25 protein-coding genes and 1 tRNA gene are annotated in these 25,661 nt (G+C 35.7%); 17 read left to right on the forward strand and 9 right to left on the reverse strand.

The genetic code is table 11. The features are described 5' to 3' along the window. Nucleotides 1-13 precede the first annotated feature (13 nt). The gene (locus RHTP_RS06270) at nucleotides 14-1,429 is read left to right on the forward strand and encodes an AAA family ATPase (protein WP_138107275.1); all 1,416 of its coding nucleotides are present in this window, start codon (nucleotides 14-16) and stop codon (nucleotides 1,427-1,429) included. 5 nt (nucleotides 1,430-1,434) lie between these two features. Here RHTP_RS06270 and msrA read toward each other — a convergent pair whose 3' ends face one another. Both msrA and RHTP_RS06280 read right to left on the reverse strand, forming a co-directional pair. Beyond that, nucleotides 1,435-1,938, reverse strand: a complete 504-nt coding sequence (msrA, locus tag RHTP_RS06275; protein ID WP_138107276.1) for a peptide-methionine (S)-S-oxide reductase MsrA — start codon at nucleotides 1,936-1,938, stop codon at nucleotides 1,435-1,437. Between the two features lie 7 nt (nucleotides 1,939-1,945). Beyond that, nucleotides 1,946-2,416: a hypothetical protein gene (locus tag RHTP_RS06280; protein ID WP_138107277.1), complete on the reverse strand. Its 471-nt coding sequence runs from the start codon at nucleotides 2,414-2,416 to the stop codon at nucleotides 1,946-1,948. A 139-nt stretch (nucleotides 2,417-2,555) separates the two neighbouring features. On the opposite strand from RHTP_RS06280, the gene RHTP_RS06285 reads away from it, so the two are divergent. Continuing rightward, complete coding sequence (locus RHTP_RS06285) at nucleotides 2,556-3,182, forward strand: DedA family protein (protein ID WP_138107278.1); 627 nt, start codon at nucleotides 2,556-2,558, stop codon at nucleotides 3,180-3,182. A 37-nt stretch (nucleotides 3,183-3,219) separates the two neighbouring features. After that, nucleotides 3,220-3,735, forward strand: coding sequence for a CDP-alcohol phosphatidyltransferase family protein (locus RHTP_RS06290; protein ID WP_138107279.1), 516 nt, complete (start codon nucleotides 3,220-3,222; stop codon nucleotides 3,733-3,735). Nucleotide 3,736: 1 nt separating this feature from the next. Here RHTP_RS06290 and RHTP_RS06295 read toward each other — a convergent pair whose 3' ends face one another. Next, nucleotides 3,737-4,786, reverse strand: coding sequence for a mechanosensitive ion channel family protein (locus RHTP_RS06295; RefSeq protein WP_138107280.1), 1,050 nt, complete (start codon nucleotides 4,784-4,786; stop codon nucleotides 3,737-3,739). 134 nt (nucleotides 4,787-4,920) lie between these two features. On the opposite strand from RHTP_RS06295, the gene RHTP_RS06300 reads away from it, so the two are divergent. The 4 genes from RHTP_RS06300 (at nucleotide 4,921) to rho (ending at nucleotide 10,626) form a co-directional block, all read left to right on the forward strand. Then, nucleotides 4,921-5,964 (forward strand): S49 family peptidase, encoded by a 1,044-nt coding sequence (locus RHTP_RS06300; RefSeq protein ID WP_138107281.1) that lies wholly within the window; start codon nucleotides 4,921-4,923, stop codon nucleotides 5,962-5,964. 42 nt (nucleotides 5,965-6,006) lie between these two features. Next, nucleotides 6,007-8,652: a DNA polymerase I gene (gene polA / locus RHTP_RS06305; RefSeq protein WP_138107282.1), complete on the forward strand. Its 2,646-nt coding sequence runs from the start codon at nucleotides 6,007-6,009 to the stop codon at nucleotides 8,650-8,652. Further along, nucleotides 8,646-9,251: a dephospho-CoA kinase gene (coaE, locus tag RHTP_RS06310; protein ID WP_138107283.1), complete on the forward strand. Its 606-nt coding sequence runs from the start codon at nucleotides 8,646-8,648 to the stop codon at nucleotides 9,249-9,251. The genes polA and coaE overlap by 7 nt, the downstream gene beginning before the upstream one ends. 100 nt (nucleotides 9,252-9,351) lie before the next feature. Beyond that, the gene (gene rho, locus RHTP_RS06315; RefSeq protein WP_256360135.1) at nucleotides 9,352-10,626 is read left to right on the forward strand and encodes a transcription termination factor Rho; all 1,275 of its coding nucleotides are present in this window, start codon (nucleotides 9,352-9,354) and stop codon (nucleotides 10,624-10,626) included. Between the two features lie 264 nt (nucleotides 10,627-10,890). On the opposite strand, the gene RHTP_RS06320 is transcribed toward rho, so the two are convergent. Then, on the reverse strand, nucleotides 10,891-11,955 hold the full coding sequence (locus RHTP_RS06320; protein WP_138107285.1) for an alkyl/aryl-sulfatase: 1,065 nt from the start codon (nucleotides 11,953-11,955) through the stop codon (nucleotides 10,891-10,893). Between the two features lie 288 nt (nucleotides 11,956-12,243). Here RHTP_RS06320 and RHTP_RS06325 point away from each other — a divergent pair, with 288 nt between their 5' ends. The 9 genes from RHTP_RS06325 to RHTP_RS06365 all read left to right on the forward strand — a co-directional run bounded on the left by RHTP_RS06325 (nucleotide 12,244) and on the right by RHTP_RS06365 (nucleotide 22,156). Then, nucleotides 12,244-13,830 carry a peptide ABC transporter substrate-binding protein gene (locus RHTP_RS06325; protein ID WP_171005763.1) on the forward strand — a complete coding sequence of 529 codons (1,587 nt, stop codon included), beginning with the start codon at nucleotides 12,244-12,246 and terminating at the stop codon, nucleotides 13,828-13,830. A gap of 14 nt (nucleotides 13,831-13,844) precedes the next feature. Next, nucleotides 13,845-16,007: a hypothetical protein gene (locus RHTP_RS06330; RefSeq protein WP_138107287.1), complete on the forward strand. Its 2,163-nt coding sequence runs from the start codon at nucleotides 13,845-13,847 to the stop codon at nucleotides 16,005-16,007. Between the two features lie 82 nt (nucleotides 16,008-16,089). After that, nucleotides 16,090-16,731, forward strand: coding sequence for a phosphoribosyltransferase (locus RHTP_RS06335; protein WP_138107288.1), 642 nt, complete (start codon nucleotides 16,090-16,092; stop codon nucleotides 16,729-16,731). A gap of 171 nt (nucleotides 16,732-16,902) precedes the next feature. Continuing rightward, on the forward strand, nucleotides 16,903-17,736 hold the full coding sequence (locus RHTP_RS06340; protein WP_138107289.1) for a hypothetical protein: 834 nt from the start codon (nucleotides 16,903-16,905) through the stop codon (nucleotides 17,734-17,736). Between the two features lie 48 nt (nucleotides 17,737-17,784). Beyond that, a tRNA-Ser gene (locus RHTP_RS06345) sits at nucleotides 17,785-17,871 on the forward strand. Nucleotides 17,872-17,946: 75 nt separating this feature from the next. After that, nucleotides 17,947-19,389 carry a replicative DNA helicase gene (gene dnaB, locus RHTP_RS06350; RefSeq protein WP_138107290.1) on the forward strand — a complete coding sequence of 481 codons (1,443 nt, stop codon included), beginning with the start codon at nucleotides 17,947-17,949 and terminating at the stop codon, nucleotides 19,387-19,389. 134 nt (nucleotides 19,390-19,523) lie between these two features. After that, nucleotides 19,524-19,613 carry an AURKAIP1/COX24 domain-containing protein gene (locus RHTP_RS09150; RefSeq protein WP_138107291.1) on the forward strand — a complete coding sequence of 30 codons (90 nt, stop codon included), beginning with the start codon at nucleotides 19,524-19,526 and terminating at the stop codon, nucleotides 19,611-19,613. A 24-nt stretch (nucleotides 19,614-19,637) separates the two neighbouring features. Next, nucleotides 19,638-21,464, forward strand: coding sequence for a tRNA uridine-5-carboxymethylaminomethyl(34) synthesis enzyme MnmG (mnmG, locus tag RHTP_RS06360; RefSeq protein ID WP_138107292.1), 1,827 nt, complete (start codon nucleotides 19,638-19,640; stop codon nucleotides 21,462-21,464). A 2-nt stretch (nucleotides 21,465-21,466) separates the two neighbouring features. Continuing rightward, nucleotides 21,467-22,156: a lipoate--protein ligase family protein gene (locus RHTP_RS06365; protein WP_138107293.1), complete on the forward strand. Its 690-nt coding sequence runs from the start codon at nucleotides 21,467-21,469 to the stop codon at nucleotides 22,154-22,156. 47 nt (nucleotides 22,157-22,203) lie between these two features. Here the strand turns inward: RHTP_RS06365 and RHTP_RS06370 are convergent, their stop codons facing one another. The 5 genes from RHTP_RS06370 to RHTP_RS06390 form a co-directional block, all read right to left on the reverse strand. Then, a complete protein-coding gene (locus RHTP_RS06370) occupies nucleotides 22,204-23,127 on the reverse strand; it encodes a M23 family metallopeptidase (protein ID WP_138107294.1) in 924 nt (307 codons plus the stop codon). A 262-nt stretch (nucleotides 23,128-23,389) separates the two neighbouring features. Further along, on the reverse strand, nucleotides 23,390-23,608 hold the full coding sequence (locus RHTP_RS06375) for a hypothetical protein (RefSeq protein ID WP_138107295.1): 219 nt from the start codon (nucleotides 23,606-23,608) through the stop codon (nucleotides 23,390-23,392). 2 nt (nucleotides 23,609-23,610) lie between these two features. Beyond that, complete coding sequence (locus tag RHTP_RS06380; RefSeq protein ID WP_138107296.1) at nucleotides 23,611-23,931, reverse strand: hypothetical protein; 321 nt, start codon at nucleotides 23,929-23,931, stop codon at nucleotides 23,611-23,613. A gap of 157 nt (nucleotides 23,932-24,088) precedes the next feature. Then, nucleotides 24,089-24,448 carry a hypothetical protein gene (locus RHTP_RS06385; protein ID WP_138107297.1) on the reverse strand — a complete coding sequence of 120 codons (360 nt, stop codon included), beginning with the start codon at nucleotides 24,446-24,448 and terminating at the stop codon, nucleotides 24,089-24,091. 84 nt (nucleotides 24,449-24,532) lie between these two features. After that, entirely contained in the window at nucleotides 24,533-24,796 is a 264-nt protein-coding gene (locus RHTP_RS06390) for a hypothetical protein (protein WP_138107298.1), read from the reverse strand. Between the two features lie 324 nt (nucleotides 24,797-25,120). On the opposite strand from RHTP_RS06390, the gene RHTP_RS06395 reads away from it, so the two are divergent. Continuing rightward, nucleotides 25,121-25,537, forward strand: a complete 417-nt coding sequence (locus RHTP_RS06395; protein WP_138107299.1) for a hypothetical protein — start codon at nucleotides 25,121-25,123, stop codon at nucleotides 25,535-25,537. Nucleotides 25,538-25,661: the final 124 nt, after the last annotated feature.

Here is a 25,661-nt window from a genome sequence, read left to right on the forward strand (position 1 = left end):
AAAAGGAAGATAGATGCTATATCCCTTTGTCGGTCGTAAAAGAGAGCTTAAACTTCTTAATGATCTTTTCCAAAAAAGATCAGCAAGCCTTGTAGTTATGAAAGGAAGACGACGGATTGGGAAAAGCAGATTATCACAAGAATTTGCCAAAAATGTCCCCCATTATATCTTTTCAGGAATTCCTCCTACAGCAAGCATTTCAGCTAAGGATCAAAGAGAAGAATTTGCACGTCAATTACATCGCAAAATGAACATCCCTCTTCCAAGGGCAGATGATTGGGGCGATTTATTTTGGCTTCTTGCAGAACGGATCCAAAAAGGAAAAACGGTTCTTGTCTTAGATGAAATCAGTTGGATGGGATCCAAAGATCATACGTTTCTTGGAAAGCTTAAAATAGCTTGGGATCTTTATTTCAAAAATAATCCAGAGTTAGTTGTGATTCTTTGCGGATCTATTTCAAGCTGGATAGAAAAAAACATTTTGAGCAGCACCGGTTTTATGGGCAGAATTTCTTTAGATATTACTCTTGAAGAGCTCTCTTTACACGAATGTAATGAGTTTTGGAATAGAGAGCAAACAAGGGTTTCTTCTTTTGATAAATTCAAAATCCTTTCTGTTACAGGCGGCGTCCCTCGCTATCTAGAAGAAATTCTACCTAAGCAAAGTGCAGAGAGCAATATTCAAAGACTATGTTTTCAAAAAGAAGGTTTTCTATTTAGCGAATTTGAAAGGATTTTTTCAGATTTATTTTCCACAAGAAGCACTATTTATAAAAAAATTACTCAGAGATTGGCAGAGGGCCCTTGTGAACTTAAAAGTATCTATGCTGCGCTAGATGTAGAAAAAAATGGAGTTATCTCCGATTATATGGATGACTTAGTAACCGCTGGTTTTGTTTCTCAAGACTTCACATGGCACCTCAAAACAGGTGTAGACGCAAAATTTAGCCACTATCGCCTTAGAGATAATTATTTAAGATTTTATCTTAAATATATCAACCCTAACAAAAAAAAAATCGAAAGAGAAGAAATGCAATTGCCTTCCCAATGGCAATCAATAATGGGTTTACAATTCGAAAATCTTGTTCTTAGCAATCGAAAACCCCTTCATAAACTTCTTGATATCGACCCTTCTGATATCGTTAATGCTAATCCATTTTTTCAACGTAAAACCAAGGATCAATCAGGTTGTCAAATCGACTATATGATCCAAAATAAATTCGGTACATGTTACCTTTGCGAAATCAAATTCAGCAGTCATAAAATTACAACGCATGTAATTGATGAAGTAAAACAGAAAATCGCTTGTTTAAATCTTCCTAGACAGATCTCGCTAAGGCCTGTATTGATTCATGTCAATGGTGTTAATAAACAAGTTCAAACAAGCAATTTTTTTTCTTATATTATCGATTTTAATGATCTATTATAATTTTTCTATTCTTTCCATAAATCTTTTAATCTCTGTTTCCTGCCTGAATAAAAGGAATAGGACTCATACCTTGCAGGGTCTTTTTTATAAAATTGTTGATGATAGAGCTCTGCTGGATAAAAGGTCTCTATCGGCAAAATTTGCACTAAACAGGATAAATGTAGCTCATTTTTAGAACGCTCCGCTAACTCTTTTTGCTGTATATTGTGATAAAAGATCGTTGGCCGATATTGCGAGCCAATGTCACAAAATTGCCCATCGGATCTTGTAGGATCAATATGGTGCCAGTAAAAGTCTAGAAGTTTTTCATAGCTGATTTGCTTTGGATCATAGAGAACTTGAACAGCTTCTACATGTCCTGTTTTTCCTGAACAAACCTCTTCATAGCTAGGATTTTTTACATCTCCACCTGTATAACCCACTTGTGTTTGTAAAACACCTGGCAAATGATCAAAATCATGTTGTATACACCAAAAACATCCCCCTGCAAAAGTCGCTAATTCTTCCATAGACCTCTTATAATAAAATAAATTTTTGATAAATTTTCTCTGCAAAAGCATAGCCTATTAAAAAGAAGATACATCCCAAAAAAGTCCAAAAATAAAGAACAGAACGTTTTATTTGCAAAAGGCAAGCTACGCTTAAGCTAAGAACAAAAAAGATAAGATCTAAAAAAAAATATAGAGAAGAAGCATGAGGAATGAGGGTTCCCATACAAGCACAGGGGAGCTTAATGCTATACCAAAAAATAGAGTACCCAGCAAAAGAAGCAAAAATTACAGCTGTAATTACCCAAATGTGCCAATTATTTCTATAGACAAAAAGAGATATAATAAAAAATATTTCAAAAAAACTAACCCAATACTCTAACTTTTTGAGTTTTTCAGAAGGGTGAAATAATTTTCCGTAAATGGCCAATAATAAAAAACAAGAAATGAGAATAGCAGCGCTTAAAGCAATGAGTTTTTGATGTTTTTTTAGGAGCATACTCTCCCTCTTTTAAAGGATATTCTTATTGAAATATAATAAAAATTTTTTTTATACAAGCTCTTAACTGAAGTGTTTTAGTGTATATTTTGTTTGAACAAATACCCAATTAATGGAAAGTGTGGTATAAGGGAAGTCTATGGAATATTTGTTAGAACTTATTACGCGTCATGCCCACAATGCCCATTGGTATGTATTTGGAGGGATTATTTTAGCTGGTTTTAACATACCCTTAAGTACAGATTTGCTAATTTTGCTCAGTGCTTTTATTGCTGCTACCATCATGCCAGAACACACCTGGCATCTATTGATAAGCGTTGTCCTTGGCTGTTACTTTTCCGCTTGGTGCGCTTATTGGATGGGTCGCCTTTTCGGCGCCCAGTTATCTAGATTTAAATGGTTTCAATCAATCTTTCATTTAAATCGGATGAAAAAAATCAGAAATTTTTATGAAAGATACGGATTTTTAACCCTTCTTATTGGACGTTTTATCCCTTTTGGAGTACGCAACTGTATTTTCATGTCTTCTGGAATGAGTCGTTTTAATTTTCTTCGATTCATCTTTATGGATGCTTTTGCCTGTCTAATTTGGAGCGGGATTTGCTTTTATTTATTTTACAGTTTTAGTCAATTTTATACAGTTATATGGCAACACTTTAAAACAGCCAATATTTTTGTATTGATAGTTTTCGGTGTGACGGTAATTGCAGGAATTTGGTATAAGCAATGGAAAAGGGTCCAAAAAGCGAATCCTTCTACAAACTAGAACTAGATTTAAGTAAAAAGAGTCAAAAAATCTAATTATGATTGGTTTATCAAATAGCTTATCACTTTTGCGCGCCCCTCTAGCATTTTTATTTCTATATGAAAGCATTCCTGTGCGTATCACTGCTATTATTCTAGCCATGCTAACCGATATAGTAGATGGTTACTTAGCACGCAAACGTCGAGCTGTTACAAGGCTTGGAGCTATTTTAGATCCTGCCATGGATAAATTTTTTGTATTTTTTATTTTATCTATTTTGTTGATGGAAAAAAGATTGCCTATCTGGCAAGCCTGTGCGATTGTTTCGCGTGATTTTTTCTTGTGTTTATTTGGACTCTATTTAAGTTTTCGCTCTGCTTGGGCAGGATATCGATTTCAATCGATTCGATGGGGTAAAGTGTCTACAGCCCTACAGTTTTTTATTTTAATCGGGTTAGCTATAGGCTATCGATTCCCTTCCTATTTATATTTGTTATTCATAACACTCGGTCTTTTAGCTTTTATAGAGCTCTTTAAAAGACAGCTATTAGTTGTTAAGCAAAATAGTTCTTAAATCATTTTTCAATAGCCATTATGGGATTAGGCACTTGAATACCCATTTGCTGAATGGTTTTATACAAAAGATATAAAATTTCTTGTTTTGCCATTAAATACTGTTTGTATCTTGTTTGTTTGGTATAAAGCTCTACAAATAACTCTAATGAATAAGCTCCAAAAGAGGAGAAAACCACATTAATTGGTAAATAAGCATCTACCGATGGATGTTTTTCAAACACTTCTTTTAAGGCTTGTGTCAATTCTTCTAGCCTCGCAAAATCCTCCTTCCTAACACCTACCGTAATTTGAATACGTCGATGACTCATTCTCGATGTATTAACGACAGAGATCGTAGAAAAAATGGCATTGGGTAAATATACCAATCGCTTATCCTTATCTCTTACTACGGTTAAATACCAGCCTATTTCCTCTACAACTCCTTCTAAACCTCCGCGATCAGGCAAGGAAATGTAATCACCTAATACAAAAGGACGATTGATCCAAAGCATCATGCCTCCAAAAAAATTGGCAATAACCTCTTTAGCTGCAAATCCTAAAGCTGCGGCGCCTACTCCTCCAAAAGCCATTAGAGGGACCATATCTAATCCCCAAATTTGTAAGATGATCAACAAGAATACAGAGATGACAGCAATGGAAATTAATCGACCTATCATGTGAACATGTGACATGTCGATTTTTTTGATGGTATGCTTAAAATAAACAAGATCTCTTTCTACTTCTTTTTTCCAGCGCAAAAATATCCAAGCTAGAGTAAAAATAACAGCTGTTTTAAAAAAAGAATAGCTATACTCATAGACAAGAGAGAGTCGAAAATAAACTGCAATAAAAGAAATGATTAAACAAATACCACAAATCCATAGAAAAAGAGAGCTAGGCAAATAAAAAATAGTATCTACCCTCCCCTTCCACCGATCTATAGGAAAACGTTTTGCTATCTTCTTGAGAGTCTTCTTGAGAAAAAAATTGATAAAAGTTAACAGCCCAAGGTAGATTACAATTTCTAACCACCAAAATCGTTGCAAATCTGCAAAAGAAAAACTAATCATGTCTATTGCTCTATAAAAAAGTAAATCCTAGTATATACTCTATGCGATTTTCTTAGACAAGGTGAAAAGCTGGATCAAAAAGCTATCCTTCTCTAAGATTCAAGAACCTTAATATTATATTGGAGATAAGAAATATGCACTACCCTAGAGAATCGATTATAGCTTCTACTATTCGTTCCTTTTTTCGTTCTTTTGCTGTTTTTATCGGTTTCTTTACAGCTTTTATGCTCCTCTTATTTGGCTTAATCAGTCTTTCTTCCCCCTATATGCAACCAGAAAGAAGCACACTTTTGCTCAGTCCAGATGCCAAAGGGCAAAGACTACTACTAGGCCCTACTTCAGCAGTCATACTGAAGTTAGATATCTCTGGAGTAATCGGAGTAAAAAATCTCACTACAGAGAAAATCACTTCTTTATTGCTCGATGCCCAAGAAGGGATATTACAAAACGATCGAGTAAAGGCCATTTTACTTCACATAGATACGCCGGGAGGAGCTGTAACAGATTCAGATGGAATTTATCGCGCCATAATGGCCTTCAAAGAAAAGCACAAGCTGCCTATTTACGCATACGTAGATGGGTTATGTGCATCGGGTGGCATGTATATTGCTTGCGCTGCAGATAAGGTATTTGCCTCTTCTACTAGTGTTATAGGATCTGTTGGAGTACGTTTTGGTCCAGCTTTTAACTTCTCTACTTTGATGCAACGCTATGGAGTAGAGGCTTTAACAATTACACAGGGTAAAGATAAGGATGCATTAAATCCTTTTAGACCTTGGAAAGCAGATGAAGATCTCTCTTATCGCAACTTAACCTCTGCTATGTATAAGCAATTTGTAGATATTGTTACATCAGCGCGCCCCTCTTTAAATAAGCAGAAACTCATTTCCGATTATGGAGCTCATGTATTTATAGCTGAAGAAGCACTGGAATATGGCTATATAGACGTTGCAAACAGCAACTATAATGAAGCGCTAGAAGCACTTGCCAGCCAAGCAAACTTAGAATCTTATCAAGTGATGACCATACAAATCGCTCACAATTTTCTATCAGAGTTATCTCAAGCTAGATATTCTTTTATAGAAAAAATGAGTCATTTATTTTCCCCTAGAACTCATTCTCTTTATCCAGAATTAGAAGGTAAATTTCTCTATCTTTATCAACCAGGACTTCTTTAATCCTCTTATTTCCTCCCTACTTAGGGAGGATTTTTTATATTCATGAATAAAATTTATATTATCGATGCAGTCAACCTTTTGTTTCGAGCCTATTACGCCATTTCTCCTATGACCAATTTAAAAGGAGAATCCACTCATGCGTTATATGGATTTATTCGCTCTGTTTATAAATTAATCAAAGATTTTTCTCCTGACTATTTAATCTGTGTATTTGATGGCCCAGACAATAAGAAATCACGAACTAAAATCTATAGTGAATATAAAAGCCATCGCACTTCTATGCCGCTAGATTTAGTGGAGCAATTACAAAGGTCTTTATACTTTTGTGAAATCGCAGGAATTCCTTTTTTGTCAATAGAAGGAATAGAAGCGGATGATACAATGGGAAGTATTGCAAAATGGGCTGAAAAAGAAGGCTCTGAAGTATTTCTTTGTTCCAGTGATAAAGATTTGTGCCAACTTATTTCAGAAAAAATCCAGATCATTCACCTACACAAAGATAACCTGCTAATTGATGAACAAAAAGTAAAAGATCAATATGGAGTTGAGCCTTCAAAAATTGTTGATTTTCTGGCTATAACAGGAGATACCTCTGATAATATTCCTGGGTTAGAGGGTTTTGGGCCAAAAACAGCATCTTTGTTACTCAATCAATATGGCTCTCTAGAAGAGCTCTTAGCAAATGCTAGCAAGATCAAAGGGAAAAAAGGAGAAATCCTTGTTCAACAAGAAGAGATCGCCTTGATGAGCAAACAACTCGCAAGAATTGATATACATATTGAAATCCCCACACAACCCTCTTTTTTTCAGCTTAAAACTCCCGATATTCCAAAAGTTAAGCAATTTTTCCAAGAGATGCATTTTCTTTCTTTATTAAAAGAGCTCCCTCTTGATAAAGAGACTCCTCAAGAAAACTACTGCCTAGTCAATGACTTAGAATCTTTAGAGCAGTTACTTAAAAAATTAGAGCAAGAGACAAAGATCTGCATAGATACAGAAACAACTCATTTACACCCTATGTTGGCCCAACTGGTAGGGATTGGATTTGCTATTCAAGCAGGACATGCTTGGTACGTTCCTTTAAATGGATTTCTAAATAGAAAATTTGTTCTTGAAAAAATCAAATCTCTTTTAGAAAAAAAAGAAATGGGTTTTATTGGTCACAATATTAAATATGATCTGCATGTGCTGAAAAACGAGAACATCTCTTTACAATCGATTCACTTTGATACAATTTTAGCTTCTTATTTATTACACCCTAATACACAAAGACATAGTCTTGATGAGCTATCTCTGCAACGATTAGGCAGAGAAAAAATACCTATTGAGAGCTTAATAGGTAAGGGAAAAAAACAAATATCGATGCTAGATGTCCCTCTTGATTTGATAAAGGATTATTGTTGTGAAGATGTGGATTGCACTCTGCAATTAAAAGAACAATTAGAACCACAATTACAGGAACAAGGTTTATTTACCTTATTTAAAGAAGTAGAAATCCCCTTGATTTTTGTCCTTGCAGAAATAGAACGCAATGGTATTTATGTAAATGTAAAAACTTTAGAAAAAACATCCCTCGCCCTGTCTTCTAAAATTTTACATCTTGAAGAGCAAATTTATGAATTATCAGGCCAGAAATTCAATTTGAATTCACCTAAACAATTAAGCTCTGTTCTATTTGAAAAATTACAAATCAAACCTCCTAAGAAAACAACAACGGGTTACTCTACATCTATTGATGTGCTAGACGCACTTAAAGAAGAATATCCCATCGTTAAAAAAATCATAGAATACCGCACTCTGGAAAAACTGCGTTCTACTTATGCCGATTCATTACCTCTACAAGTAAACCCTGTAACAAAACGGATTCACTGTACCTTTAATCAATCTATAGCAGCAACAGGCCGCCTATCTTGTCAAAATCCAAACCTACAAAATATTCCCGTTCGAACAGAGGAAGGAAAAAAGATTCGTCAGGCATTTGAACCTCAAGAGATCGATTATAGTTTTTTATCAGCTGATTATTCACAAATTGAGCTCAGAATTTTAGCTCACCTCTCAGAAGATCCTGCTTTGATCCAAGCATTCAATAATCAAGAAGATATTCATAATTATACCGCTTCTTTAGTCTTTGGAGTACCTATTTCCGAAGTAACCCCCACTATGCGCTATCAAGCAAAAGCGGTTAATTTTGGAATCTTATATGGTAAACAAGCTTTTAGCTTATCTCAAGATCTTAATATTTCTTACAAAGAAGCAGAAGCTTTTATTGCCACTTATTTTCAGCGTTATCAAAAAGTAAAAGATTTTATTGAATTTTGTGAAGAAACCGCACGAAAAACAGGTAAAGTGGTAACCATTACTGGCCGTCAGCGCCCTATTGCGGAAATTCATAATAAAAATCCTTCTATTCGGGCATTTGCAAAAAGATTAGCTATTAACACACCCCTTCAAGGAAGTGCCGCGGATTTGATTAAAATAGCAATGATCCAGGTAGATAATTATTTAAAACAGTCTCATAAAAAAGCTAAAATGATTCTGCAAGTTCATGACGAGCTCTTATTTGAAGCTTCAGATCAAGACGTTTTATTACTAGGAAAGGATGTAAAGCAAATTATGGAAAACGTCATGTCTTTAAAAGTTCCTTTAATAGTAGATATTGCTATTGGAAAAAATTGGAGTGAATGCTAAAATTGAAAAAACTAGCTATAACTGGTGGGTTATCCTCTGGGAAAACAACTGTATGCCATTTATTTAAAGACTTGGGTGCTTTTGTTGTAAGTGCTGATGAGATTGTCCATAATTTACTAGTGCCAGACAGCATAATTGGGCAGAAGGTTATCCAATTATTTGGTCCAAACATTGTTGAAAATAATTCTTTAAATAGAAAAAAAATCGCACAACAAGCTTTTCTTGATCTAAAGCTTTTAAAAGCTTTAGAAGCATTAATTCATCCTGTTGTGTATGCTGAAATTGAAAAAGAATATCAACATGCTAGGCAAACTGGTAAATATCCTTTATTTATAGCTGAGATTCCCTTACTATATGAGCTATTTAAACAAGACGAATTTGATATTGTCATTACAGTTACAGCCGATCTATCCATATGCCAAGAGCGATTCATCAAACACACACATCAAACAATAAGAGAATTTGAGCAACGCATGGCTCAACAAATCAATCCTGAAAACAAAGCAAAAAAGTCTGACTATGTGATTAAAAACAATGGAAGCTTAGCATGTTTGAAAGATCAAGTGACTAAATTATATTCATTGCTAACCACTCAATAAAATTTATGGGCAATTTAACGAAGGAGCCTCAACTTCAATGACAAACGAAGATATCACTCAAGGGTTTCAGGACCCAGAACAAAATAATTCTTCTCTTTCTATGACCACTCCCGTCGAGTCGATTACGAAAATAGCAGATCTTCAAAGAATGAATATGGACCAGCTTACACTCTTTGCACGAAATATTGGTCTGAAAAACCTCGGTGCACTTACAAAATCTCAGATGGTTTTTGAAATCGTAAAGTTTTTGTCTGAAAAACCTCAAGAGGTTTTGGTAGGAGAAGGAGTCCTTGAAATTCTGCCAGATGGATTTGGCTTCTTGCGCTCTCCTAATTATAACTATCTTCCTTCTGCTGAGGATATCTATGTTTCACCAGCACAGATTCGTCGCTTTGATTTAAAGAAAGGAGATACGGTATACGGAACCATCCGCTCTCCTAAAGAAAAGGAAAAATATTTTGCCCTGTTAAAAGTAGAAAAAATTAACAATAAACCTCCAGAAAAAGCCAGAGACCGTATTTTATTTGAAAACCTTACCCCTCTTTATCCCGATGCTCGCCTCGTGATGGAATGTGGCAAGGAAAAACTCAGCCCACGGGTCCTTGATTTAACAGCTCCTTTTGGGAAAGGGCAAAGAGGGCTTATCGTAGCTCCTCCTCGCACTGGGAAAACAATGATTTTACAGACCATTGCCAATTCTATTGCTATCAATCATCCAGAAGTATTCCTAATGGTCTTGTTAATTGATGAGCGCCCAGAAGAGGTCACTGATATGATTCGTAGTGTCAAAGGAGAGGTTATTTCTTCTACTTTTGACGAGCCTCCTGAAAGACATGTTCAAATAGCTGAAATGGTGATTGAAAAAGCACGACGTCTTGTTGAATATGGTCATGATGTACTGATTCTCTTAGATTCTTTAACCCGTTTAGCGCGTGCTTATAACACAGTTCAGCCTCATTCTGGTAAAATTCTAACAGGCGGAATCGATGCAAACGCTTTGCATAAACCAAAAAGATTCTTCGGCGCAGCAAGAAATATAGAAGAAGGTGGCTCTTTAACAATTATTGCAACTGCATTGATTGATACCGGGTCTCGTATGGATGAGGTAATCTTTGAAGAATTCAAAGGAACCGGAAATATGGAGCTAGTCCTAGATCGACGCTTAGCGGATCGTCGTATATGGCCAGCTATTGACCTGATTAAAAGCGGAACTCGTAAAGAAGAGCTTTTATATCATCCAGAAGAGCTTGAAAAAATTTATGTTATGCGTCAAGCATTAGCAGATCTAGCTCCTTTAGATGCGATGAACTTACTACTTGGCCGTCTTAAGAAAACCGGTAGCAATGCTGAGTTTCTTCTCACTATGAAAGAATAATTTTTTTCTTAAACAACACATCTTAATTCCTTAATTAAGATGTGTTGTTTTTTTGTGCTTAACAATCTAAGGGTGTATTTATGAGTTTAAACAATAAAAATATCGAGAAAACAATCGATAAACTTGTTGCTTTCGAGGATAAAAAAAATCCGGCAAGTCTTTCATAATAAAGAATGGTATTTCTCAATTGTTGAGATTAGTGGCTTCAGATGGAAAAATGCGAGAAACCGATACAGCAAATACAGAAACAGTGTTTCGTATTATTCAATGTTTTTCGAGAAAATCTATCACCCTATTTTTGCCCCAGGTTGGCCAATGATGTTGCGCAAAAACCACTTCAGCTTTTTCTCCAAACATTTCAATTGTTTGATTTAAATAATGAGACCATGCTTTTGCATCTCTAATTTTTGCTCCTCGCAATGTATATAAATTATGCATATTATGCGTTGCATCTTCTGCTGCACAGAGTGCTTTTAAGTCAGGCAAATAAAAAAGCATTTCCGCAGGAGCTTCAGAATTAGGAGCAAATATAAAAATAAAGCGAACACCATCAATGGTTTTCTTCTCGCCTGTTTTTACAATGAAATCGGTTGGTAAAATAAGGGAAATTTCCCCTACAGATGTAGTAAGACCAAGTCCTGATGTTACTTGTCCATCTACTCCTGGTTTTAGTAAATTTCCATACATATAACTAGCTCTTCTTGCCATTGCATTCCCAGCCATGATAGATTCATCTAAAGCAGCTTGAGTAAACCCTTGCGGGGCAAAGATTTTAACAGCTCCTTTTTGAACCTCTTCTTGGGTGATAATCCCTCGAACCCCTCCAAAATGGTCAATATGACTATGTGTATAGATAACAGCTTTAACTAATCTTTTCGGACGATGTTGATAATAAAGATCTAAAGCAGCTCTAGCTGTTTCTATACAGACCAGCGGATCTATGATAATGAGCCCTTTTTTCCCTTCAATAATAGTCATGTTCGAGAGATCAATACCTCTTACTTGATAAACTCGATCAGCTACTTGAAATAAGCCTGCCTTACATAAAAGCCGACCTTGACGCCATAAACTGGGATTTACGCTATCTGGAGCTGATGCATTTTCCAAAAAATCGTATGTCTTTAAATCCCATATAATCTGCCCATTTGCATTTTCAATAATGCCATTATTAGGTAAAGGAGCTATGAAACCTCGATTGACATCTTCAAAATCTTGTTGATTGTCAAAGGGAAGTTCTTTGAGAACTTTCTGATTTTCTTCAATAGTTAATGAAGTGGGTAATGCATGTAAGATCTGTATGGACAAAAAAAACGCAAATAAATTTTTCATGAAAAAGCCTTTAAATAACCCTATAAAGGCTTTTAACTATTCTGGTTATATAAATCTAAAAAAAAATCTTTTTTTGTAAATATTTTACTTAAGGTCTCTTCTAGATAGATAAAAAGCTTTCTTGGTTTAAAAAATCTTAAGAAGATTAAATTAACTTTCCCCATATTGCGGAATCTTATTTTGAACTTATCCTTAGTTAAAATTAAATTACATCTTTATGATTTACAAATAATCTTATAAAGGATTATGCTCGCCTTTTTTTTGACACGTCCATCAAGGATACCTCCTATGAAAAAGATAATATTTTTTCTATTTATTATTGTTTTTTTTACTTTTTTTTTCATTAAACATCAAAGTCCAGAGCAGTCAACTCAAGTGCTTCGTTTAAACATGAAAGCAGAACCAAAAACAATGGACCCTCGTAAGGGAGGCGATTGGTATTCTTCACAAATGCATTCTCTGTTTTTTGAAGGGCTTGTAAAAATTTATCCAAACCAATGCTTTAAACTAGCGCAAGCAGAATCGTATGAAGTATCAGAGGATAATCTCATATATACTTTTCACTTAAGAGATACGGTTTGGTCTAATAATACTCCCGTTACGGCTTATGATTTTGAGCAATCTTGGAAAGATATTTTAGATCCTAATTTCCCTTCTATGAACGCTCAATTATTTTATACGATAAAAAATGCAGATTTAGCAAAAAAAGGAATTGTGTCTCTTGATGAGGTAGGGATTAAAGCAATAGATGCAAAAACATTGGTAATTACTTTAGAAAAACCTACTCCTTATCTGATTAATTTGCTTTCCTTTTGTGTTTTTTCTCCTGTGAATATCAAAAATGACAGAGAAAACCCTAATTGGGCTCACCATGCAGGCCCTAACTTTTTATGCAATGGTCCTTTTGTATTAGAAAAATGGGAGCATGCGGATGAAATTATTGCTGTCTCTAATCCCCATTATAGAAAAACAGAAGATGTGCACCCAGAAAAAATTATCTTCCAAACCGTTGAAAATGACACAACCACTTTACAAATGTTTGAAAAGGGTTTAGTTGACATCATTGGAGATTCTCTAACCTCTATTCCTTTAGAGGCTATCCCTGAGTTAGAGAAAAAATGGAAAATTTCTAGAGAATTGACTCCTACTACTATGATCATTGCTTTTAATACGGATAAAGCTCCTTTTCATCATCCTAAAATCCGCAGAGCTTTTAGCTTAAGCCTTAATCGCCAACAACTAGTTGACAATATTGTCTACCAAGCAAGTTCTATTGCAACAAATATGATTCCCCCTTTATTAAAACAAAATCGCAATCGTTCTTTTTTTAAAGACAATGATGTAAGCCAGGCTAAGATTTTACTAGAAGAAGCAATGGCAGAGATGGGAATTACTAAAGAGGTTTTTGAATCAGTTGTTCTCTATTATCAATCTCTCTCTTCTGCAACCAGTAAAATCATGCAGACAATCCAACAACAATGGTTAGAGGCTCTAGGCATTTTTATTAAGATAGAATCTTTGGACTATAGAGTCATTGTGGATAAGTTAACACATGGAGATTACTTCATGTGTTATACTCTTTGGAGTGCGATGTATCACGATCCTATGAGTATTCTTGAAAGATTCAAATATAGAACCTATGCGAAGAACTTTACAAACTGGGAAAATGCAGAATACATTCAACTACTCGATCGTTCTTTTTATGAACAAGGTGAAACACGTTTTCGTACACTAGAAGAAGCTGAAGAACTTTTCTTAAAAGAAATGCCTCTTATTCCCTTATATCATGTGGACTTTGTTTACATCACAAATCCACGCTTGAATATACCATTATGGGGAGATCGATTGTTACTACCGATGCCTTCTAAGATTTAAAAAAAGTAGAAAAAATGAATATGCTCATACATCCAGATCCTAATTCTGATTCTATGAAAAACCATTGCTGTTTGAGCAATTATATAAAAATTGTAGTAGACCCTGATGAAAAAGATGCAGAAAATCTTGATCTCTTTTCAAAATTCATTAGCAAATCTTTAGAAAAGATTTTACCCGATGAATTCATGAAAGATCTTCTGTTAAATCCCTCGCAAGAAAAAATGCGTTCTATGGTCTTAGAACTTAGAAAAAAACAACCACTTATCTCCTGGGATGATTCTCGCACGGCACCATGCTCCATTAAAATGAATCTAATCTGCTCTTCTGAATTTACAACAGGTATAGGAAGATATTTCTGCGATATTTTAAGTCGATGGTTAATTCCTGGAAAACTTTTAAATATCTCTTGCTCTTGTGGTGCAACTATTCTTTTTCATTGTTCTCCTAAACAAGCCTTTTATTTTCACCAAATTTACATAGATATAGTAGATAGCGATGACTTGATGCTTTTAAAAAACAATGTACTCAGCCTTCAAAAAGAGATCCGTTTGAATATTTTAGCCGTGAGATATGCTCGCCAAGTAATTTCGATTAAAAACCTATCTACCGAGCAAAAACGTTTTATGATTAAAGAGAATATCGCTTCTTCTTTAAGCCGTTCTACTAAAGAGCTTGATGGCAGTATGTTTAATTTGATGCATAGTTTGTTTTTACAACTTAATGCTGAAAAAAAGATTTCTCGTATACAACTCAAATTCGCTCCTTTTTTAAAACAGAAAGCAAAGATTTTTGATCGAGATATTTTTGAAGAGATTAGATATTATTCTTTTTTATTTGGCAGTCGATTTACCGCAGCTAGAGAATTACGTCATTTAATCCGCTTAGTCTCTTTTCAGTATTTATTTAGAAAAAATTTACTCTATCAACTTGCTAAAAACCCTGAAAAAAGACACTTAAGTTTAAAAATTTTCCGCGCTTATCTCTCTTCCAACTCCGCTCAAGAAAATAAACCCGTCCTAGGTATTATTGGTGGTATTAATGTACTGAAAGAAAGCGAGCTATTTGAAGAACGTCACATATTAGAAGCTATTCGCCACTGTTTGCCTAATGTTTCCAAAGTAGAAAACTCTTTTGTTCTTGATCGCAGAACTCATGACCCTATTCGTCTTTTCTATCTAGAAATTGAGAAAAAAGATAATACTCCATTTACGATTGATGAAATTAAAGAGTTACGTAAAAGCCTAAATCGAGAATTAAAAGAGAATATAGAAAGCATCATTCACCCTGTTTTAATGCCTCGTAATGAAGAAGAGATCATGCGAAGCATTGTATTACTCAGCCGTCAACTAAAATATGTTAATGATCTACCTCAAGTCACTATCTCTTTTAATACCCAAACAAAACATCAACTCATATTTACGGTGATTCTGCTAAGAGTTCTTAATGATTCCTCTCCAGAGATTATCCATTTATTCGAAAAAGCAAACACTTCCATTAAAATTGAGAGATTGGAAGTTAAATCTGCGGGATTACTGAGAAAGAAATATCAAAAAGAAGCAAATATCTTCTATATAGCTCTTAATAAAACCCCATTTTTACGTAGATTTTCTATTGATTTGTTTAAGGCCCGTCAATTCCTTTCTTCTGAACTAAATCGTATCTTCAAAGGGGGTATTCGCGACTTCAATGGGGGTATTCTTTCTAAACAACAAGAGGTTTTCCATGAGCTTTGCAGCTCTTTTAAAGAGCTTTCTCCCCATGAAAATTTTTTATTAGAAAATTTCTTCTATTCACTTACTCCCCCTTTAAGCCAAACTTTGATTATGCCTTCTATATTAAAGATGCTTTTTAATATGATGCTTAAAGCAATCAATGCAGACTATACCCACACTCCTATTTTTTATAAGACTCAAGCTAAAGACGAATTTTTCCTCATTATGTTTGCCTCCCCATTTATAGAAATCAAAAAAAAAATAGGGAATCTTATAAATAAACTCTGCATCCCCTCTTCTGATCTATGCCATACTCAAGTAAGTATCTATGATACTCATTGTATAGGTTATATTTACCGCAGAAACGATCAAACCTCTTACCAAAAGCTCTGTTCTACATTTGATGAATTTCTGCAACAAGATCTCAGCTGGCTGCTCTCTCAAGAAAAATTAAATCTAAACTAAATATTTTTTTAGTTTAGGGTAAATTTGACTTGCATGGAAATAGCATAAAAATCATATTTTATATTTCTTCAAAGGTGTATTAATGATGTTTAATAATAGACAAGATGCAGGAAATCAGTTAGCAAAGCATCTAATAAGCTATCAAAACCACCCAAACGCCATTATATTAGGGCTATCTTGTGGGGGAATGCCCATTGCTTTTGAAATTGCTCAGCTATTACATCTTCCTTTCCATACCCTCATAGTTCGTAAAATTAGATCTCCTCAAAACCCTACTCTATCTCTAGGCGCTATTGCAGAACAAAACGAAAAATTATTACACGCGGATTTGATCGGTATTCTTGATATTCCTAATGACTATATCAAAAAAGAGCTTGAAAATCAAAAAACCCATTTAGAAAAACAAGCTAAATCCTATCATATCTCTGAGCGTTTGCTCTACCAAAAACAAATCATTTTAGTCGACGATGGCATGGCTACAGGATCTAGTATGCAAGTAGCTATACAAGCTTTAAAAAAACTACAAGTTTCAGACATTCACCTAGCCGTTCCTGTTGCTAGCCATTCATCTCTTGCAAAGATCCCAAAAGAAATACAAACCACATGTTTATTCTCTCCTTCCTTTTTTGCAAAAATCTCTGACTTTTACCACACCTTTGATCCCGTTAGCGATCTAGAAGTAAATCATTTTCTAAATCATTCTTGCGATCTTGCTACTATTTAGACAGATAAGTTCTCCTAATGCTTGTTAATTCTTAAGTCTTTTTGCAATTATTGTTTGGGTCTAGAAAACTAATCAACTTCTCCTCATAATTAGATGAAAATCATCCAATTAGTTACATCATTTTCTAAAATTTGATATATCATTAATAAACGGGAAGACCAAGGAGAATAGATGCGTATTATATTTAGCTTATTTAGTCTAGGAGCGCTTGGCTATGGTCTATGGTGGGCCTCTTATAACAAACCCGATTGGAAAAACAAAGTAGAAGATGTATTAAACATAGGACATTTTCATACACTAGAGATTCGCTATACAGCAGAGCAAATTATGGAATCTCAGCAAAAGGTTTTGCTTAAAGACGCTAAGCACCAATATCTCGAACCTTCTTTGAAATTCTATCCTTATTTACTTTTAGAGGTTAAGTACAGTTCATCTGATGCGAAAACAAAAGAAGGGATCATCTTATGGGATTTAACAGATGGAGAAATGGTAGTTAATGCCAAGGATTGGGATAAAACACATGGGTTTGCTGATTGCATTAATGCAAATGTAGATCGCCGTGAGTTCAAAATTATCAATGCAATTGCTCAAAAAGGAGGAGTGATCAATCGAGAGGACTTACGTAAAAATATTCATGTAGAAACAGAGGTAATCGATGCACTTATTGAAACCTGTCGTCGTAAAAAATTGATTGTACAACACGGTGGACGTTATCGACTGCATTTAGAAAATCCTAAATTAAAAATTACTCCATCTACTTTAATTGAAGAGCGTTTAGTCACTCAACCCTACCGTCAGGCTCTTTGTGTATCTAGGCGTTATTCTCTTTCACAGATTGAAAGAATTACTAGCTCGGCTTTTGGTGAAGACTTTGCTATTCGAAAAACAGCTTCTGTCTACCTTCCGGTTCATTGTATTGTTGTACAAAACCCCGATGGTTCCTTACATACAAGCCATTGGAATGCCCTCAATGGAAAACCGTTAGAATCAAATGGGATAGATTGAGAGTTGCTTGTAAATCTATTTACATATAAACTAGCTAGCATCTCTTAAGGAAAGATGGCTGAGCGGCCGAAGGCACGTCCCTGCTAAGGACGCGTACCCTCACGGGTACCGTGGGTTCAAATCCCACTCTTTCCGATCTTCGGCTGTGTTTGTAAAACACGGCCTTTTCTTATATTGTTAAATATCAGATACTGCAGTTTGAGGTTTCTTATGTCAAAGTCATTGCCCAAAATAAAATCAGCTCCTCACTCTAAAGAATCAGAGATGATGGTGCTAGGCTCTATGTTAACCAATATTAATAGTCTTAATGTAGCAGCTGATGGCCTTGATGAAGCAGATTTTTATTTCACAGAACATAAAATCATCTTTCAAGTCTTAAAAACCGCTTACCGCAACGATAAACCAGCTGATATCCACTTAATTGCAGAAGAGCTCAAGCGACAACAAAAGCTCTCTGCTGTGGGTGGAATTGCCCACCTAACAGTATTAGCTCAATATGCTGGTAGCTCTGCTTATATTGAAGAATATGTAGATCTTGTTCGCAGCAAATCCACCTTAAGAAGAATGGTCGTAGCTGCACAAGAGGTAGAAAAAGCAGCTTTAAATGAACCAAGTGATGTTAGCGTCTTGTTAGATGAAGCTCAAGGCAAGTTTTTTTTAATTAGCCAATCAGCTAGCCCAGGGGCTGGGGTTTCGATTAAAGAGCTACTCTCCGGCGTGCGTTCTGAAGCACAGCTCCCTTATCTAAAAGAATTACAAGAAAAGCAAGAGAGATATCAGCAAAAAGGACCCGAAGATCTAGGTATCACAGGCATCCCTTCGCATTTTATAGATTTAGATAAAATGATTAATGGTTTAACTGCTTCTAACCTGATGATTTTAGCAGCAAGACCTGCTATGGGGAAAACGGCACTTGCTTTAAATATGGCAGAAAATGTCGCCTTTAAAACAGGATTGCCCGTTGGTGTGTTTTCTTTAGAAATGACCGCTGAGCAATTATTGCACCGCATGATTTGCAGCCAATCTGAAGTAGCATCCGATAAGATTCGCACAGGCTCTTTAAATGGCACAGAATACCAAAGAATTGTTGCTGCTGTAAATTCTATGATGGAAGCTACTGTTATCATAGATGATCAACCTGGATTAAAAATTACAGACTTAAGAGCTAGAGCTCGTCGTATGAAAGAGAGCCATAATATTCAGTTTTTAGTCGTTGATTATTTGCAACTCATTACTGGATCTGGTCTTTCTCGCGGTCAAGAAAACCGCCAAAATGAAATCTCTGAAATTTCTCGTATGATGAAAACACTTGCACGAGAACTTTCTCTACCCATTCTTTGCTTATCACAACTCTCACGTAAAGTAGAGGAAAGACAAGGGCATAGACCCATGATGAGTGATTTAAGAGAATCCGGTAGCATTGAACAAGATAGCGATATTGTGATGTTTTTATTACGTCGTGAGTATTATGATCCTTATGATAAACCTGGGCAAGCAGAGCTAATCGTTGCTAAAAACCGACATGGAGCCATTGGTAATATAAATTTAACTTACCGTAAAGAACTAGCTCAGTTTGTCAATTATTCCCCTTTAAGGACCGACTCTGACTCTTCAGACAATGCAGAAGCCTTTGCTGCGTTTAATCCCAATTAAAATATTTTTTTTAATAACTTTTAAAAAGCCTTTTACAAAAACTTTAGAGCTTTACTTTTTTTCACTCCTTGCTGTAAGATGGGTCTTTATTTTTTAATTAAATTGATTAAAAAAACGGGAGAAAATCTCTTTTTATGGCATCTGTAAAGAAAAAGCGCCGCGCAAAAATTGCTAAGCACAAAAGAAAAAAAAGAAGACGTCGCGATCGTCATAAAAAATCTTAAAAAGATCTTAAGATACCATCAACTATGTGGAAATATCCTGAAATATTTGATGTAATCGTTATTGGGGCAGGACATGCAGGCTGTGAAGCTGCTCATGCTTCTGCTCGCTTGGAAGTAAAAACACTACTTATTACCATGCAGCTCGATACGATTGCCAAAATGAGTTGTAATCCAGCTATTGGAGGTACAGCGAAAGGTCACATGGTTCGAGAAATCGATGCGCTAGGGGGCATCATGGGAAAGATAGCTGATCAAACAGCTATCCAACGTCGCATGCTCAATGCATCAAAAGGGCCTGCTGTTTGGTCCCCAAGAGCTCAATGCGACAGGTTCGCTTACGCATCGCTAATGAAGCATCGACTAGAAAAAACTCCTTTTCTAGAAATCAAACAAGGCAGTATTGAAACGCTCATCGTTGAAGAAGGTCGTATCCTGGGTGTTACCACTTTAGAAGGGATCGCTTTTTATGGGAAAACCGTAATTATCTCTTCTGGAACCTTTATGCGAGGCTTGATTCATATTGGTCAAACGCAATTTCCAGGAGGAAGGGCTGGCGATAAACCTTCCATGGGTCTTTCTAAAACCTTAGAGGAATTTGGTTTTGTATTAGGGCGCCTAAAAACAGGAACCCCTCCCCGTATCAATAAGCGCAGTATTGATTTTTCTCAACTTGAAGCACAAACAGGTGATAAGAACGTATACTTTTCTTATGATCCTCCTGAAACATCTGGTCTAACTCAAGTCCCCTGTTGGATCACATATACCAATGAAGAAACCAAAAAGATCATTCGCGATAACCTACATCTATCTCCGATGTATTCTGGAATTATTCAAGGCATAGGACCTAGGTACTGCCCATCGATTGAAGATAAAATTGTTCGTTTTGGCGATAAAGAACGCCATCAAATCTTTTTAGAACCAGAAGGGTTAGAAACAGAAGAAATCTATGTAAATGGCATCTCCTCCTCTCTTCCTTCAGATGTACAAATGAAGATGCTACACACCATTGCAGGTCTTGAAAAAGCAGAAATCATGCGCCCTGCTTATGCAATTGAGTATGATTTTGTAAGAAGCGGTCAACTCTATCCCACATTAGAAACTAAAAAAATCAAAGGCTTATTTTTTGCTGGACAAATTAATGGAACAACCGGATATGAAGAAGCTGCAGCACAAGGGCTAATCGCTGGGATTAACGCTGCTATGCAAGTGAAAAATCAGCCTGCATTTATTCTAAAAAGATCAGAAGCCTATATTGGGGTTATGATTGACGAACTGATTTCTCAAGAGCTCGATGAACCCTATCGTATGTTTACAAGTAGAGCGGAATACCGCCTTCTTCTAAGACAAGATAACGCCGACCTTCGCTTGCGCGAATATGGGCATTCTTTGGGTTTGATCAATCAAAAACAGTATCAGCGCCTCCTAGAAAAAAAAGCAGCTGTTGAAAAACAAATCTCTATTTTATCTCAAAACCATCATACCATCCGAGATAAAAGCAGTAGCCTTGCACAGCTTCTGTGCCGTCCAGAGTTTACCTATCAAGCCCTCATTGAACAATTTCCTGCTATTGCCATGGATTTAGGAGTAGAAATAAACACACAAGTTGAGCTGCAGCTCAAATATGCTGGTTATATTCAAAGACAATCTCTAGAAGCTGCAAAATTAGAACAAATCGAACAAATCTCTATTTCCAAAGAGTTTAATTTTCTAAACATAACAGGTCTTAGCAATGAGGCTAAAGAAAAATTACATCGCGTACATCCCCTGACTTTAGGCCAAGCTTCTCGAATTTCAGGAGTTTCTGCAGCCGATATCTCCGTTCTTTTAGTCTCTCTAAAATCTAGGCCTTAAAAGTGCCTATTCATCTGATAGAGTTAAAAAATACTCCTATTTTCGATCAATTGCTCTTAGAAGAGTCCCTCTTAAGAGACCACACAGAAGATTTTTGTCTGATTAACCACGGCTCCTCTGCTGCCATTGTACTCGGAATCTCCGGAAAAAAAGAAGAATTGGTCCACTTAGAAAAAGCAGCTTCTTATCACATCCCCCTCATTAAAAGATTCAGCGGCGGCGGAACTGTTGTAGTAGATCACAATACTTTATTTGTCACTTTTATCTTCTCCAAAAATAGCCATCCTTTCCCTGCTTATCCAGAGCCGATTATGCGTTGGAGCGAAGATTTCTACCGTCCTATTTTTGCTCATCCTGATTTTTGCTTAAAAGAAAATGACTACGTCTTAGCGGATAAAAAATTTGGAGGCAATGCACAATACTTAAAAAAAGAACGCTGGCTACATCACACCAGTTTTTTATGGGATTACAATCCTAACTATATGGATTGCTTATTACATCCTAAAAAAAGTCCCTCTTATCGCGCGAATAGAGTCCATCATGAGTTTATCTGCAAGCTCTCCGACTACTACCCAGATTTACAAACACTAGTTACTGCTATTAAAGAGCACTTACAAACCCTTTATCCAGTGATTATTTCTCCAACGAAATCTTCTTCAAGCATTTCTAGACGCACAACAAGTTTTCTATAAAGATTGTTCATAGGTAATGATTAGTATGCCCAAAATTGCTTTTAGCATCATCGAACAAGATCATTGCGAACAAGAAATCGATGGTTGAATGTTATGGGAACCCCTTCTCCTTTAAACAAAAAATCTCCTGTATGATTTAATACCGCATGAATATGTAGGTGAGGCTCTGATGTATGACCTGAATTTCCTACTCTACCAATAGGTTGACCTTCTTTAACCAAGTCTCCTTTTTTAACTAGAAGAGACCCCTTCATTAAATGCGCTAAAATAATAATAATTTCGCTCTCACTTTTATGAATAGCCAAATAATTCCCTGCTAGGTTTTTTTCATCCATGACCATAGGCTCAAGATCTTCAAGTTGATCTAGAGATTCAACAATAGTTCCATCACACGGACTATAAAGAGTAGAACCAAAAATACAAAAATCGTTTAAATCCTTTGGATACCATTTATTGGCTCTAAGACCTAGTGCATTGATTTTAAGGATATCCATTGCATATTTTTGAGCAGGAATGCTGCAGTGGTGATTTACTGCTTCATTTGTACCAGCATGCGCCATATAGAAATCTCCTTCTTTCAAAGGAAAGGCTAATTCAACAGGACTTGAATAATTGGCCCCATTTAAACCTAAAAAAATTCTATAAATAAAAAAACCAATAAAGAAAAAACAAATAAAACTCGACAAAACGCTTCTAATAGAGAACTTATAAAAAAACTTTTTCTCCATATTAAACGAAGACTTAATAAGAACAATAATAAGCAAAAGCACCAAAAGATATCGAACGAAATACCCATAAATAGGCCATAGACCAATTAAAAACAGGTCGAATATGTACAAACCAGCTAGAGTAGCTTGCAATATCCATTTTCCCAGACTTTTCGTATAGTTGTACCACATCTGAATGAGAAAAAAACAAGGAAGCGCCACATATAGCAGAAAAAGAAGAGCTCTGTATAATAAAATAGGCATATTGATTGATCCCCTTAAATTTTTCCTATGAAATTATGGCGCCTATGATTTTTTTCTGTAAATCCTTTTTAATCAGGACTAGAGCTTAGAGATCAAAGTCTGGGCATATAAAAATTCCACTACTTCTTTTCGGTTATTTTCCTCGATCTATATCCATTCCTAAGAACGCGATTAACATTAGTTCCTCGTCTAATGAATTCTTTGAGCGCTTTTCCCATCTTTGTCTCTATTGCAAAATGTGAGGCCAAATGCCAAAATGAAGCTAAGAGGCGAACATGTCAGGAAATACTTTGTTAAGTTTTGATAAGACAAGGTAGAAACCAATGATCAAACAAACAGCCCACTTTTTTTTGCGGTTATTGTTACACCATCCATCTTGTGCCCAATCAGCCAATTTTAACAAGATTAGGGCCCACAAAAATATCGCTAGAGAGAAGGCAAGGCCAATGCCGATCTTTTGTTGTAGAGTCCATTCTTCCACAATTACTCCCTACGGTTGCGGTTGCGTGATTGTTCTGCTTTTGCTTCTCCCGCTATAGAGACTCCGGTGCCAAGCAATCCGGCTCCAACCCCTATTAAAATAGGACCAGCGGGTGTTTCAGATAAAAGTATTCCTAGTCCTGTAATCGCTACCCCTGCCATGTATGTAAAAAAACCAGGGTCGTCGCTCCTTGGCTTCGAGTTATTTCCATGCCTATGCTTTACTAAAAGTCGTGAAGGCTCATCACTAAGGACTTGAACGTTTCTAATTCTTCCACCAACAGTGTTTATTATGCTAGGAGCAGCTATAGCACCAGAAATCATTCCTGTAGCGAAATCTCGTACAAGGCTATCTTCTTTAACTTTTTTTTACCAAAAGCCTTCTCAAACTCCTCAAATTCTCTTTGAGCTTCTTCTGGCATAGGTAAAAATTCTGTTCTTATTATGCAATTATTTATTTCATTCATTTTAATGTCGCAGCCTACTTTTTTATCAATGAGTTACTAATGGTTACCGGATTGAGAGGGCGACTGAATTGAAGGAGATTCTTAAAACCTAAACAACGTGCAACAGTTGCGCAAGTCATAGCAAAAAACATACATGCGAGTGCATCTATTTTCCAGTCAGTTGACTTGGGGATTAATTGAATCTGGTATGCATAAATAAAAACTGGAGCTGCTAAAGCTCCAAATAGCATTCCTGCTACAAACTTTTGTGCAAAGCTATCTTTTTTAACTACTGCTTTACTAAAAATCTCATCAAATTTTTCAAATTCTCTTTGAGCTTCTTCTGGCATGGGTAAAAATTCTGTTCTTATTATGCAATTATTTATTTCATTCACTTTAATGTCGCATCCTATTTTTTTATCATTAACGGCTATTTGATCGAACAGTTGGTTTAATCCAAGGAAAGTTTCCGATTGTTCCTATGATCGTTCCACCTTTGCTTTTATCATTTTAAAGAACAGAAAGCTTATGAAGCTAACCGCAGCTGCACCAGAAGACAATGCCATGCTGGTAGTAAAGGATTTTTTAAATACTTGCCAAGTTGTTTTTTCTTGTTTTATAGTTCTTTGATCTTGATAGAATAATTGGAGATGATTGATTGAAACTGTCTTTCCATCGTTTAAATTTAGCACCTCACCAAGATTAAAGCTTAATCTTTCCTTATCGTTTAAATCTGTTATCACTATGTGATTTCCATTTGATACTGCTTTGATAATTACCTTGATGTTTTTAAGGGCAAAAGCATGCTACAAAAAAAATATATTTATTGTCATTGCGATAATGACATAACAAGTTCTTTTTTTATAAGCCTCCAAATATATCTACAAAGGTGCTTTGGTCACTGAAATACATTTTCAGTCCCTTTTTTTCACTGAGACACCTTATTGGGCCTTCTGGTTTTCAAAGAGAACACATATCTTTTTAAAAAGGATAAAACCTTTTGTTGCTAATAATTATTTTTTTTAGCAACAATTACTGACCACTAAAAGCGCATCAAAGAGGTTCTTATGGCCATGCAACTTTTACATTATGCAAACGTTTACTCTCCTAGATATGACGATAATATTTTGAACCTCAACTTGTTAAACTGTAATAACCAACCAAATGCTATCGAGCAAATCGACATAGAAGCAGAACAAGAATTAGCAGAAATTGAAGCAGAGACTCAAAGAAGAAGAGCTGCTGTTGAGAGTAGAAGAAGCTCACGAATAACACGTGTAAATCTGCTACGCGAAAATGCCATTTTTATTCAAACCGGTTCTTATAAAAACATCTATCCACCCCCAGAAGAATTTATTGCTCTTATTGAAAGACAGGTAGGGGTAATCAGTTTTATAAAAGATCCAGAAATTTCAGGACCTGCAGTTAAAACAGCTTTTACAGTGATAAACTCAACAGCATTAGAAAAAAGACATTACAGATAATCAATTCATTGAAATTTTCTCATATCTTCTGCTAAGATCCCTGCTCATATGCAACCTACATCAAGCTTTTTAACACAAAATGCAAAAGACATCCTAAAGGCTCGTCATCGTCAGGAACGAGATA

The sequence above is a fragment of the Candidatus Rhabdochlamydia sp. T3358 genome (genome assembly GCF_901000775.1).
Taxonomy (GTDB): Bacteria; Chlamydiota; Chlamydiia; order Chlamydiales; family Rhabdochlamydiaceae; genus Rhabdochlamydia.